The following is a 13,444-nucleotide window of genomic DNA, read 5'->3' on the forward strand; positions in this document are numbered from 1 at the left end:
AATATCGCAATCAGATTGGACCCAAGTATGAAACAAGACGTTTTTGGACAAATGAACACTTTGACCCAGCCGGCAAGCGTCGAAGCGTGGAATGGTGTTCTGCTTGGGTTCATGGCGCATTCAGCGGTCACGCCCCAACACTTGGGCAAAGTGCTGGAGCTTGAGCCGGACTTTGCGCTGGGTCATGCCATCAAAGGTTTGTTCATGGCGTTGCTGGGCCGGCGTGAAATGATGCCTGTCGCAGTCGAAGCGCTGACGGCTGCAAATGCCGCAATGGCGCGGCAGCCGATCTCGGCCCGCGAACGTCTTTATGTCGATGCACTGGCGCTTTATCTGGCCGGTCAGTTGGAGCAGGCGGTTCAGAAGTTCGAAGCGGTGCTGCGCGACCATCCGCAGGATACGCTGGCCATGAAACTCAGCCACGCAACCCGATTTGTGCTGGGCGATGCCCCGGGCATGCGCCGGTCGATCGAACGCATCCTGCCCGCTTATGCGCCGGATCATCCAGGGCGCGGATACCTGCTGGGCTGCCACTCGTTCGCGCTTGAGGAAACCGGTGCCTATGAAAAGGCTGAAATCGCGGGCCGTCAGGCACTGTGGATGGTCTCGGACGACGCATGGGGTCTGCATGCGGTCGCGCATGTGCATGAGATGACCGGTAACGCGCAGTTGGGTCTGGACTGGCTGGCCGGTCGCGAAAACGCCTGGTCGCACTGCAACAACTTCCGCTATCACGTGTGGTGGCACAAGGCGCTGATGCATCTTGATCTGGGTCAGATCGATCAGGTGATGGAGCTGTATGATCACCACATCCGCCAAGACAAGACCGACGATTACCGCGACATCTCGAACGGAACCTCGTTGCTGATGCGGTTGGAGCTTGAGGGCGTAAATGTCGGAAATCGTTGGGAAGAACTGGCCGATTTGTCCGCCGCGCGAACCGAAGATGGCTGTTTGATTTTCGCGGACCTGCATTATCTTCTGGCGCTGACCGGCGACAATCGCGCAGACGCCACGGCAAAAATGTTGAACCGCATCCAGCAAGACGCAAAACGCGCCAAGGATGACACTACCCGCCGCATGGCCGATCCCGGCGTAGCCGCGGCACTTGGTCTTGAGGCATTTGCCAAAGGACAGCATGGCACCGCCTTTGACCATCTGTGTGCCGCGCGCGGATCAATGCAACTGGCAGGTGGCAGCCATGCGCAACGTGATGTTTTTGAACGTATTACAATCGATTCCGGCCTGCGCGCCGGACGTCTGGATGAGGTTGAGCACATTCTTGACGACCGTCGTGCCAAGCGGGCCGGAGGCGAGGACAACTATGCCCTCGCGCGTCGGGCACTGATCGCAGCGGCACGCGACAGCGGTGACATGCAAAGCGTGCCCGCCGAATAACAACAAAAAGACCAGGAAGGACAGAGAACGTATGGCGACTGTTTCGCCCGCTACTGATTTTGCATCGGTTGCAGCTTCGGCTGCGACCCCTGCCAGCACGCGCGATCCGCGGCTGGATTTCTATCGCGGCATCGCGATGTTCATCATTCTGATCGCGCATATCCCGAACGATCCGTGGGCCAAATGGATTCCGGCACGCTTCGGCTTCTCGGATGCGACAGAGATTTTTGTGTTCTGTTCCGGCATGGCCTCGGCGATTGCCTTTGGCGGGGCCTTTCTGCGCAAAGGCTGGTGGCTGGGCACCGCCCGGGTCGCCTTCCGCATCTGGCAGGTCTATTGGGCACATATCGGCCTGTTTTTCTTTGTCGCCATGACCATGGCCGCACTGGACCAAACCGGCACGTTCGAGAAAACCTATGTCTCGTCTCTGAACCTGCAGCATTTCTTCAACGATCCTGCGCCGCAGATGGTCGGGATTTTCACACTCACCTATGTACCGAACTATTTCGACATCCTGCCGATGTATCTGGTGGTTCTTGCGATGATGCCCTTGTTCATGGGCCTGTCCCGGATCGGTTTCTGGGCGGTTGCGGCAACCTCGATCGCGATCTGGCTTGTCGCCCAGTTCGGAGTGCTGGCCCTGCCCGCCGAGCCGTGGTCGGACCGCCAGTGGTTCTTCAACCCATTTGGCTGGCAATTGCTGTTCTTTACCGGTTTTGCATTCATGCGCGGCTGGATTCCCGCGCCGCCTGTGTCGAAAACACTGATCTGGATCGCGGCGCTGTTCCTGATCTTGTCCGCGCCCTTCGGCTCGTGGAAGGTGTTCCTTTGGGTGAATTCCGCAGCACCGGAACTGGGCGCGCTGATCCGCAAGGCCTGGCCCCTGACCGAGGAATTGCGGAGCAAAACCGAATTCGGACTGTTCCGTTATCTCCATTTCCTGTCACTGGCCTATCTGGGCTGGGTCGCCGCCGGGGAACACGGGCATCGCCTGATCGCCTCGGGACACGGCGTGGCGGCACGGATCTGGCAATGGCTGCTGACCGTCATCACCAAGGTGGGTCAGCAATCGCTGGCAGTGTTCGTATTTTCGATGGCAGCGGCACGACTTATCGGCGTTGGGCTGGACCAGACCGGGCGGGATTCCGCCGCTGTCTTTGCCGCCAACATAATTGGCTTTGCCATGATCATCGGTGTGGCCTATCTGGCCGCATGGTTCAAATCGCAACCATGGAAATCTAAGAAATGATTCTTACACGCCGCGCATTTCTGACCTTATCGACGGCACTGGCATTTGCCCCATCCGCGTTTGCGACTGGCGGTGAGGTTCCGTTTGACCGCAATGATGTGATTAAGCTTGCCCGCGATCTGGCCAGGCGCCCCTATGCGGAACGCGAGATGGTGCCGCAGGACTGGCAGGACCTGACATATCAGCAGTATCGCTCAATCCGGTTCCGGCTGGACCGGGCGCTGTGGTACGAGACCGAGACACCCTTCAACGTCGATTTCTTTACCCCGGGCCTTTATTTTCCGCGTACTGTTCAGGTCTCGACCGTTGAAAACGGCATGACGACGCCGGTCGCGTTCGATCTGGCGATGTTCGACAAATCCGAAGACGTGCCACACCTGCCCGTGGACGACACTCTGGGCTTCTCCGGTCTGCGCTTGCGCACCGAGATGCACCGCCCCGGTAAAACCGATGAGTTCTGCGTTTGGCAAGGTGCCAGCTATTTCCGCGCCATTGGCCTGCATGAGGTTTATGGGTTATCGGCGCGGGGGCTGGCGCTGAAGACCGGCGACCCGGATGGCGAGGAATTCCCCGAATTCATCCGTTTCTGGCTGGAGCGCCCCGCGCCGGGCCAACGCAACATAATCGTCCATGCGCTGATGGACAGCCCCAGCGTGACAGGCGCGTACCGCTTTGATGTCACCGCAGGCGCGGATTGCGTGATGGAGGTCGAGGCGACCCTCTTCCCGCGCGAGGACCTGACCCATGTGGGCATCGCGCCCGGAACCTCGATGTTCCTGTTCGATCAGACCAATCACAGCCGCTTCGACGATTTCCGGCCCGCCGTACATGACAGCGACGGGCTGCTGGTGCGCAACGGCGCGGGTGAAGTGCTGTGGCGGCCGCTGGCGAACCCGACGCGGTTGCAGATTTCCTCCTTCGTCGACACCAACCCGGTCGGCTTTGGCCTGATGCAACGGAAGCGTGAGTTCTCGGATTACGCTGATCTTGAAGCGAACTATCACAAACGCCCCGGCCTGTGGGTCGAACCCAAAGGCGACTGGGGCAAAGGCTCGGTTACGCTGGTCGAAATTCCTGCCGATCAGGAGATCTACGACAACATCGTTGCCTATTGGCGACCGGCTGCCCCGTATGCTGCGGGCAGCCAGATCGATACATCCTACCGCCTGATCTGGGGCGACAATCCACAGCGTACGCCGATGGCCCGGGTAATCAACACGGCGATGGGCGAAAATACGTTCGGCGAAGGACGTCTGGCCGTCATCGACTTTGAGGCCAGCGACTTGTTCGACGACCCCGAGGCGATTTCGATCTTTGTGGATTCGCCTCATGCCGAAACCTCGGACGGTGTGTTGCAACGCAACCCCGATACCGGCGGGATGCGGTTGGCATTTTCATTTGAACCCGCCGAACGGGATCATGTCGAACTGCGCGCGCAGTTGCTTGTCGGAAAACAACCGGCCTCCGAGGTCTGGCTGTACAGATGGACCACATGAACCGCGATCTGCATATCATGCCCCTCGAGGCGCCTCTGGCCATGCCGGCGCAGGATTTCAGCGCCGGGTTCCGTGACGCACAGGTTCCGTCCCGGACGGACAATCCGTCTGCCGGGTTCTGGCGCGCCTTGGCTTTTTCACCCGCGATGGCCGCAACGCTGGGCCTGTTGTGGGTGATGTCCGACTGGTTCGGGGCCGAAGGGATCAACCTGATCGAGGGCATTCTGCTGACGCTGATCTCGTTCAATTTCTTCTGGATTTCGTTCACGGTCTGCACAGTTCTTCTGGGCATGGCGTCGCTTGCGCGGCAGGAGCAGCCCAAACACCAGACCCGCCCGACCCCGCTGCGCGTCGCGTTGTTGATGCCGGTTTATAACGAAGTGCCGTGGTTCGTTCTGGGCAATGCCCGGACAATGCTGGAAGAATTGCGTGCGCGCGGCGGCCAGCATCACTATGCCATGTTCATCCTGTCCGACACGCGCGACCCCGAGATTGCCGCGCAGGAACAGGCCAGCGTCGAGGCGCTGCGAACCTCGCTCGCACCCGGGCTGGAGTTGTATTACCGCCGCCGCGAACAGAATACCGACCGCAAGGTCGGCAACATCGCCGACTGGGTCAGCCGTTGGGGCGCGGACTGGGATGCGATGCTGGTGCTGGATGCCGACAGCCTGATGACCGGCCGCGCCATCGCCCGCCTGACGGATTCGCTGGCGCGTGATCCGGGCGCGGGCCTGATCCAGAGTTATCCGCAACTTATCGGTGCGCAGTCGGTCTTTGCCCGGATGCAGCAATTCGCCAACGGAGTTTATGGCATTGCCTTTGCCGAAGGACTGGCCCGCTGGTGCGGGCAGGAAGGCAACTACTGGGGCCACAATGCCATCATTCGTACCCGTGCCTTTGCCTGCTGCGCCGGGCTGCCCAAACTGCGATCTTTCAGCGGGCAGGACCAACTGATCATGAGCCACGACTTTGTCGAGGCCGGGTTGCTGCGCCGCGCCGGCTGGGGTGTGCGATTCCTGCCGCGTATTCGCGGATCGTATGAAGAGACACCGCCCACCCTGATTGACCACGCCATGCGCGACCGCCGCTGGTGTCAGGGCAACCTGCAGCACCTGAAACTGCTGGGCTCCGCCGGATTCCGCGCGGTGTCCCGCTTCCACATGTTTCATGGTGCGGTCGGCTATCTGATGTCACCGCTGTGGTTCGCGCTGCTGGTCATGTGGGCGCTGATCGGTCAGGGCGAGGATGCGTCGGTTCTACATTATTTCAGCCCAGACAACCCGCTATTTCCGCAATGGCCGGAAATGACTGAAACCCGCCACGTGCTGATCATTCTGGTCATGTATGCAATGTTGCTGGCGCCCAAGGTACTGGGCGTCGTGGCCCTGCCCCTTAGCGGTGTTCGCTATTCCGATTTCGGTGGCGGGCGGCGGTTTTTCATCTCGTTTCTGTCCGAGGTGATCCTGTCGATCCTCTATGCCCCGATCCTGATGGTACAACAGATGATCGCAGTCTTCCGAACAGCGTTGGGCATCCAAAAAGGTTGGTCCCCGCAAGCCCGCGACGGCGGTAGCTATAGCCTGCGCACCCTTGTTCTGTGCCACGCTCTGGAAACGATCAGCGGTATCGCACTGAGCGTTGGGATTCTGGCCGGGCTGGTATCGGTCTGGCTGGCCCCGATCGCCATCAGCCTGGCCCTGGCTATACCGCTGTCCGCGCTTAGCGGCGTGTCCGCAGGAACGGCCCGGCGCATGGTCGGTATGCGCGAGGACTTCGCCGAACCCGCAATCACCCGTTCGGCCCGCCGCCACCGTGACGAACTGAAACGCCTGATTGAGGGCAAGGGTACGATGACCCCGGCGGAATGATCAGCTTCCGGGCAGGCCTTCGTACCAGTCCACCATCATGTCCGCCCACCCTTTGGGAACACCGTGACCACCAGGAAACAGCGCAAACTCCAGCGCGCTGTTTTCGGCGCAGCCTGTCCAGTTTCGGCGCATGAAATTGCCCGTGATCGAAAACCCGGATGGTTTGGTATCCGGGCATTCATTGGCTTCACGCCAGATTTCAAACCCTGCAAAGATATCCCCCTGATGGAACCGGCCCCCACCCAGTATGCGCCCCTCCAACGGGACTACATTGTCTGCCCAACCATGGGTGTGAAACAGCTTGACCGGCCCGGCGCAGCTTTCGGGATTTGGCCGCCAAAAGCCTCCTGACACGGGCACATAGGCCGAAAACGTCTCTGGTGCATCGCAGGCCAGATAGTTCACCATGAACCCGCCTGCGGAAAACCCGCCCAGCACAACCCGGTCGCTGTCGATGCCAAATCGGTCGGCTGCGTCCTGCACCACTTCGGTCAGAAAGGCGGTCTCGTCCCGCCCCTCCCAGCCGGGATAGAAGTTCCAGCTTTTGCGCCCGTTTCGCATTGCCCCTTCGGGTGCCATCACGGCATAGCCACGCGCGAGCAGCGGATCGACCATAATGCGGTTCTTCATCGTACCGCTGCCGCTGCCGCCATAGCCATGCAGGAACACGACCAGCGGCGGGTTTTCGGCCTTTGGCAATTCGATGTGGTATTCGCCGGACGTGGTCTCGCACGTACCTTCAGATTCGGCACAAGTGGCCAAAGCCGTTTGTCCGGCGAATGAAAGGCTCAGCGCCAGCCAGAATTTCGCTTTCATCAAATGTCCTCTTTGTAAGCTTCGACCGGCAGCCCTGCGCGCAGCCAACCCGGTCCGGCGGCCGAGCCCAGCATGCCTTCGGGGACGTCGATAATATTGGTAAAACCGGCAGCCGTCAGTTGATTGCTCAGCCGTGCCGACCGGACGCCACGAGCGCAGATCAGTGCAACAGGCGCAGACCGATCGCCATTTGCAAGCTGCGTGAGCGCCTGCAAGAAGTCCTCGCGGCGCATATCAAGCGGATGCGCGCCCCTGCCAATCCCGGTTGCGCGCCATTCCCGGGGGGTGCGGATATCCACCAGCAGGATGTCCCCCGAAACTGCCTTCTGATACGCGCCGGCGGCCTGAATCCGTCCACCGGAATAATTCTGTGGAATCAGACGGTACTGCCGTATCGCAAAGCCGGCGGCGATGGCGGCACCAACACCCAAAACTACCCGCCTTCGCGTTAGGTTCACTTTTTCTGCCACGCCGCGCTCCCATGCCGACAAATCGGTTTTATCACAGGGCGAAGCACATTGCCGCGTCGAATTGGCATCGGCCGGATCAAGTTCGCGTCATTTTCGCCCCAAAGGAAAATCCGCGCGCCCTTCACGCCGAAACGGGCGCATAATCTTGCAATCGCTGGACAGTCAGAGAATTATCCTTACAAAATCAATACCACTTTGACCGCCCAGACCGGAGTATCGCACTTGTCCCTATTCCTTATCGCGGCCCTTCCCTTCCTCGGAGCTGTGTTCCCAGCCCTTCTGATCCGGGCGGGACGAAACGCGGCGGCCTCGGCTGCCGGACTGACCACTTTTCTGGCACTGATGGGGCTGCTGATCCACATTCCGTCCGTCATGCGCGGCGAGGTGGTGACGGCCAGGTTCGACTGGATACCGGGGCTGGGACTGAACGCGAATTTCATGCTGGACGGGCTGGGGTTTCTGTTTGCCCTGCTGATCCTGGGGATCGGTTTGCTGATCATCCTCTATGCGCGGTTCTACCTGTCCCGCGAAGACCCGATGGGGCAGTTCTATACCTATCTTCTTCTGTTCCAGGGCGCGATGGTGGGCATCGTTCTGTCCGACAACATTCTGCTTTTGTTGATTTTCTGGGAACTCACGTCGCTCAGTTCATTCCTGCTGATCGGATACTGGCGGCACCTGCCCGAGGGGCGTCAGGGCGCGCGCATGGCGCTGGCTGTCACCGGATCAGGCGGGCTGGCGATGATCGCCGGGATGCTGATCCTTGGTAATATCGTGGGGTCCTACGACCTGAGCGTTATCCTCCAGAACAAGGAGCTGATCCAGTCGTCGCCCTACTACATGCCCGCGCTGATCCTGATCCTGCTGGGCTGTTTCACCAAGTCAGCGCAGTTCCCGTTCCATTTCTGGCTGCCGCACGCGATGGCCGCACCAACACCGGTTTCGGCCTACCTGCACTCAGCCACGATGGTAAAGGCCGGGCTGTTCCTGATGGCGCGGATGTGGCCGGTTCTGGCCGGGACCGAGGCCTGGTTCTACATAGTGGCAACAACCGGTCTGGTAACGATGTTGATCGGTGCCTGCATTGCGCTGTTCAAGGATGACCTCAAGGCCTTGCTGGCGTTTTCGACCGTGTCGCATCTGGGTCTTGTGACCATGCTGCTGGGCTTTGGCACTAAGATTGCCGCCGTGGCCGCCATCTTCCACATCATCAACCATGCAACGTTCAAGGCCGCCCTGTTCATGACCGCAGGGATCGTCGACCACGAGACCGGAACCCGTGACGTCCAACGGCTGGGCGGGTTGCGGCACCTGATGCCGATCACCTTCACCATCGGGACGATTGCAGCCCTGTCGATGGCTGGCCTGCCACCGCTGAACGGGTTCCTTTCCAAGGAAATGATGCTTGAGGAAACAGCCCATACAACATGGCTGAACTCGCATTATCTGGTGCCCGGTCTGGCCCTGTTGGCGGCGCTTTTCTCAGCGGCCTATTCCTTCCGCTTTGTGGGCCACGTTTTTCTTGGCCCCGAGCGGGACGATTACCCGGCACATCCGCATGATCCGCCCGTCGGGCTGTGGTTGGCCCCCGCATTTCTTGTGGTTCTGGTTGTGCTGATCGGTCTGTATTCCGCCGCCATCGTTGGCCCGCTGGTCGCCGTTGTCTCCAGCGCGGTGATCGGCGGAGAGAAGCTGCCCTACTATTCGCTCAAACTGTGGCATGGCTTTACTCCGGCGCTTTACATGTCCATCGTGGCAACGCTGGGAGGTTTTTTCCTGGTGTCGCTGCACAAGCGCGGAGAACAGGTCTGGAATGCGCTGCCCCGGCCCGAGGCAAAAGACATCTTCGACGCAGTGATCGGCGCGCTGACAAAGCTCAGCCAGTGGGTCACGGACGAACTGCACAATGGCGTCATCTCGCGTTATGCCATCATCATGATCGCCTTTACCGTGGGGATGGGTTTTTACGCCTATTCGACCGGCACAATCGGGCTTGAGACCCGGGTGCCGCTGCCCGCACCAATCATACCGATTATCGGCTGGATCTGTCTGGTGGGAGCAACGCTCGCGATCATGTGGTTCCACCGCAACCGCCTGTTGTCACTGGTGCTGATCGGTGTTGTGGGTCTGATCGTGTCAATGGCGTTCAACTACCTGTCCGCCCCGGATCTGGCGCTGACGCAAATCTCGGTCGAAGTGGTGACAATGATCCTGCTATTGCTGTCGCTGAACTTTCTGCCAACCGAAACCCCACGGGACAGCAGCGCCCAGCGCCGCTGGCGGGATGCGGCGATCTCTGTCGTGGCCGGGATCGGCAGCGGCGCCTTGATCTATGCGCTGATGCTGCGCGATTTCGCTTTTCCGACGATATCGGATTTCCATCTGGCGAACTCGTACAAGGGCGGCGGCGGCACCAACGTGGTCAACGTCATTCTCGTCGACTTCCGGGGCTTTGATACCTTTGGCGAGATCATCGTTCTGGGCATTGCCGCGCTGATCATCTTTGCCCTGACCGAGGCGGTTCTGAGCACAAATGTCCGGGCCTATCTTCTGAACCGCAAACCGCACTGGCCGCAATCGGGCGACTCGCACCCGCTTATGATGGTGGTTGCAACCCGCGTGATGATGCCGATTGCCCTGATGGTGGGCGCCTACATCTTTTTCCGCGGCCACAACCAGCCCGGCGGCGGCTTTATCGCGGGTCTGATCGTCGCGATCGCCTACCTGATGCAATACATGGCCAGCGGATACACCTGGGCCATTGAACGGCAGAGGTTCTTTTACCACGGAACAATCGGCTGGGGCGTTCTGATAGCCGCTGCGACCGGACTGGGCGCGTGGTTCAATGAAAGGCCGTTCCTGACCAGCGATTTCGGCTACATTCACTGGCCGCCGCTGGAAGAGTTCGAATGGGCCACTGCCATCCTGTTCGACACCGGCGTATTCCTCGCCGTTCTGGGTGCTGTCATGCTGGCGCTGGACAGCCTGTCACGGTTTGCATGGCAACCGGGCATGGCGCAGGAGTTCCCGATGGATATCAACCCGCTTCGGGATGATCCGCCAGAAGAAGACCAAGAGAAGGAGCAGGCCTGATGGAAGCGCTCGTAGCCTCTGCCGTAGGCGTCATGACCGCAGCCGGGATCTTCCTGATCCTTCGTCGCAGGACTTTCCCCGTCATTCTGGGCCTGTCTTTGCTGACCTATGCAGTCAATGTGTTCCTGTTTGCCACCGGGCGGCTGGCGCTGAACGCGCCGGCGGTTCTGAACAAGTACAAGGACGTGCCCTACACCGATCCGCTGCCGCAGGCACTCGTGCTGACGGCCATCGTGATCTCGTTCGGTATGACGGCGGTGATCGTGATGATCGCCCTGTCCGCCTATCTGTCGTCCATGGATGACCACATCGACATGAGCGCGCAGGACAGCGTGGACGGCGCAGGAGAAGACGCATGAATCACTGGATCGTTGCGCCGATCGTCCTGCCCGCGATCCTGGCCCCCTTCATCATCATGGTACTGCGATTCCATCTGGACCTGCAGCGCATCTTTTCGGTCGCCGGTGTCGTAGGCCTGCTGGGTATCGCCCTGACCATCACCGCAAAAGCGTCGGGCGGCGACATTCAGGTCTATGAACTGGGCAACTGGCCCGCGCCATTCGGGATCGTGCTGGTGCTGGACAAACTGTCGGCCATGATGGTGCTGCTGACGGCATTGCTGGCCCTTCCCATCGTTCTGTATTCCATTGCCTCCGGCTGGGACGACAGGGGAAAGCACTTTCACGCCCTGCTCCACTTCCAGCTTATGGGTGTTTGTGGCGCCTTTCTGACCGGAGACGCGTTCAACCTGTTCGTTTTCTTCGAAGTTCTGCTGATCGCCTCTTACGGCCTGATGACGCACGGAGGTGGTTCTGTACGGCTGAAAGCCGGGGTTCAGTACGTCACCTACAACCTGCTTGGCTCGACCCTGTTCCTGTTTGCACTTGGCACCATCTATTCCGTGACCGGCACTTTGAACATGGCCGATCTGGCGCTGCGCGTGGCCGAAATTCCACCTGAAGATACAGCTTTGCTGCGGGTCGGCGCGGTACTGCTGCTGCTGGTCTTCTGCATCAAGGCCGCCGTTCTGCCGCTGCATTTCTGGTTGCCCGCCAGCTATGCCAACGCGCCTTTGCCTGTGGCCGCGCTGTTTGCGATCATGACCAAGGTGGGCGCATACTCGATCCTGCGGGTCTATACCCTGGATTTTGGTCCCGACGTCGCAGTGACAGAAGGCCTGGTCGGAGCTTGGCTGCAACCAGCTGCATTGGTCACTCTGGCGGTCGGAGCAATCGGCATTCTGGGAGCACAGCACATCGCGCGCCTGGTCGCATTCTGCGCGATTGCGTCGATGGGCACTTTGCTGATTGCGATTTCGCTGTTCTCGCCCGGCGCAACCGCTGCCGCGCTGTATTACATTTTCCACTCGACACTGGCGACGGCGCTTATGTTCCTTGTGGCCGACCTTGTGATGCAGCGGCGCGGCGGCGCCATTGAGCCCGGCACTCCGATGCCGCAAAGCGGGTTGATTTCGGCGCTGTTCTTCGTGGGCGCAATTGCGCTGGCCGGTATGCCGCCACTGTCCGGTTTTGTCGGTAAACTGCTGGTACTGGACGCCGCGCGGGATGCCCCGGACGCCAACGCAATCTGGGCGGTGATCCTGATCGGGTCTTTTGTGACAATCGTTGGACTGGCCCGGGCCGGGTCGCTGATCTTCTGGAAAAGCCACGACGCACAGCACAACACAGCAGAGTCCGAAAATGAAGATGAAGACGTCGTTCTGCCTGCGCCCGAACCTCAACCGGCGCTGGCATTCACGGCGGTATTCGGACTGGTCCTTGGCCTGATGCTGTTGACCTTGTTCGCTGGCCCGGCGCTGACCTACGCTGAAGGCACGGCAGGACAATTGTTCTCGCCCGAAAATTACATCTCGGCCGTCATGGGAGGTGAAGAATGATCAAACTGCTACACCGGATATTTCCGCACCCGCATCTGACCATTCTGCTGACGTTTGTGTGGATGTTGCTTGCCAACCAACCCTCGCTGAATTCGCTGGTGTTTGGTCTGATTCTGGGGATCATCATCCCGTTCATCACGCAGCCCTACTGGCCGGACCGTCCCATACTGCGCAACTGGCCGATGATCGTGGAATACATGCTTGTCGTTCTATGGGACATTGTGATGGCCAACATCGCGGTCGCCCGGATCATCCTGTTCAAGCGCGACAGTGATCGGCAACCAAACTGGGTCTGTATTCCGCTTGAACTGCGCACACCCGAGGCGATTACCGTGCTGGCCGGAACGATCACCATGACGCCGGGCACCGTCAGCTGCGATCTGTCTGCGCAGGGGCACAACCTTTTGGTCCATTGCCTTGACGCCCCGAACCCTGACGAGGTTCGGGACCAGATCAAGCAACGCTATGAACGTCGCCTCAAGGAGATTTTCGAATGATCACCTATGCCATCTACTTTACTTTTGCCTGTTTTGGCGCGGCGATCATGATGTGTCTGTGGCGGATCGTAACGGCCGACGGTGTCGGCACGCGGGTACTGGCGCTGGATACCATGGTCATCAACACCATCGCGTTGATGATCCTTTACGGTCTCAGGCTGGGAACCGAGATCTTCTTTGAATCCGCCATGATCATCGCCATGCTGGGCTTTGTTTCAACGGTGGCTTACGCACGCTTCATGCTGCGTGGCAACATTATCGAGTGAGTGCGACATGGGTTTCATTTTCGAATTTCTCATCGCTTTCTTCCTGATCGTCTCGGGCATATTTGGTTTCGTGGGATCGTTTGGCATGATCAAGCTGAAGGATCCGATGTCCCGGCTGCACGCGCCGACAAAGGCCACAACTCTGGGCGTTGGGGGCGTTCTGCTGGCGTCGATCTTTCATTCCGTCCTACTGGAGGATCACGCGTCGCTGCACGAGCTGCTGATAACGCTGTTTTTGTTCCTGACCGCGCCGATCACGGCCCTGTTCATTGCCAAATGGCACATTCATCGCCACGAATCGCCCGGCGATCTGCCGGATGCAGGCGAAGATGAGCTTTGGGCCACCCACGCGGTCGAGCAGGTCGAAGACGTCCCGGATCACACAGCGAACTGA

At 59.7% G+C, this 13,444-nt stretch carries 12 protein-coding genes; 10 read left to right on the plus strand and 2 right to left on the minus strand.

Going from position 1 to position 13,444, the window contains the following annotated elements:
• The first annotated feature begins 27 nt into the window (after nt 1–27).
• Genes ACR0JW_RS20070 through mdoH form a run of 4 tightly spaced genes read left to right on the plus strand, consistent with a single transcriptional unit; the run spans nt 28 to nt 6,011 of the window.
• Entirely contained in the window at nt 28–1,398 is a 1,371-nt protein-coding gene (locus ACR0JW_RS20070; protein ID WP_480714355.1) for a tetratricopeptide repeat protein, read from the plus strand.
• Between the two features lie 31 nt (nt 1,399–1,429).
• On the plus strand, nt 1,430–2,647 hold the full coding sequence (locus ACR0JW_RS20075; RefSeq protein WP_170808258.1) for an OpgC domain-containing protein: 1,218 nt from the start codon (nt 1,430–1,432) through the stop codon (nt 2,645–2,647).
• Nucleotides 2,644–4,143 carry a glucan biosynthesis protein G gene (locus ACR0JW_RS20080; protein ID WP_170682384.1) on the plus strand — a complete coding sequence of 500 codons (1,500 nt, stop codon included), beginning with the start codon at nt 2,644–2,646 and terminating at the stop codon, nt 4,141–4,143. The genes ACR0JW_RS20075 and ACR0JW_RS20080 overlap by 4 nt, the downstream gene beginning before the upstream one ends.
• Entirely contained in the window at nt 4,140–6,011 is a 1,872-nt protein-coding gene (gene mdoH, locus ACR0JW_RS20085; protein ID WP_170682412.1) for a glucans biosynthesis glucosyltransferase MdoH, read from the plus strand. The genes ACR0JW_RS20080 and mdoH overlap by 4 nt, the downstream gene beginning before the upstream one ends.
• On the opposite strand, the gene ACR0JW_RS20090 is transcribed toward mdoH, so the two are convergent.
• Nucleotides 6,012–6,827 (minus strand): alpha/beta fold hydrolase, encoded by an 816-nt coding sequence (locus ACR0JW_RS20090; protein WP_170825347.1) that lies wholly within the window; start codon nt 6,825–6,827, stop codon nt 6,012–6,014.
• Nucleotides 6,827–7,297, minus strand: a complete 471-nt coding sequence (locus ACR0JW_RS20095) for a rhodanese-like domain-containing protein (protein WP_170682382.1) — start codon at nt 7,295–7,297, stop codon at nt 6,827–6,829. The genes ACR0JW_RS20090 and ACR0JW_RS20095 overlap by 1 nt, the downstream gene beginning before the upstream one ends.
• Nucleotides 7,298–7,519: 222 nt before the next feature.
• Here ACR0JW_RS20095 and ACR0JW_RS20100 point away from each other — a divergent pair, with 222 nt between their 5' ends.
• The 6 genes from ACR0JW_RS20100 to ACR0JW_RS20125 are packed head-to-tail and all read left to right on the plus strand — an operon-like array spanning nt 7,520 to nt 13,444.
• Nucleotides 7,520–10,390: a monovalent cation/H+ antiporter subunit A gene (locus ACR0JW_RS20100; RefSeq protein ID WP_170682381.1), complete on the plus strand. Its 2,871-nt coding sequence runs from the start codon at nt 7,520–7,522 to the stop codon at nt 10,388–10,390.
• Complete coding sequence (locus ACR0JW_RS20105) at nt 10,390–10,749, plus strand: Na+/H+ antiporter subunit C (protein ID WP_170609578.1); 360 nt, start codon at nt 10,390–10,392, stop codon at nt 10,747–10,749. The genes ACR0JW_RS20100 and ACR0JW_RS20105 overlap by 1 nt, the downstream gene beginning before the upstream one ends.
• Nucleotides 10,746–12,287: a monovalent cation/H+ antiporter subunit D gene (locus tag ACR0JW_RS20110; RefSeq protein ID WP_170682380.1), complete on the plus strand. Its 1,542-nt coding sequence runs from the start codon at nt 10,746–10,748 to the stop codon at nt 12,285–12,287. The genes ACR0JW_RS20105 and ACR0JW_RS20110 overlap by 4 nt, the downstream gene beginning before the upstream one ends.
• A complete protein-coding gene (locus ACR0JW_RS20115) occupies nt 12,287–12,784 on the plus strand; it encodes a Na+/H+ antiporter subunit E (RefSeq protein WP_170682411.1) in 498 nt (165 codons plus the stop codon). The genes ACR0JW_RS20110 and ACR0JW_RS20115 overlap by 1 nt, the downstream gene beginning before the upstream one ends.
• The gene (locus tag ACR0JW_RS20120; protein WP_170609575.1) at nt 12,781–13,050 is read left to right on the plus strand and encodes a K+/H+ antiporter subunit F; all 270 of its coding nucleotides are present in this window, start codon (nt 12,781–12,783) and stop codon (nt 13,048–13,050) included. Before ACR0JW_RS20115 ends, ACR0JW_RS20120 begins: the two co-directional genes overlap by 4 nt.
• 7 nt (nt 13,051–13,057) lie before the next feature.
• The gene (locus tag ACR0JW_RS20125) at nt 13,058–13,444 is read left to right on the plus strand and encodes a Na+/H+ antiporter subunit G (protein ID WP_170609573.1); all 387 of its coding nucleotides are present in this window, start codon (nt 13,058–13,060) and stop codon (nt 13,442–13,444) included.

The sequence above is a fragment of the Ruegeria sp. BG6 genome (genome assembly GCF_056538465.1).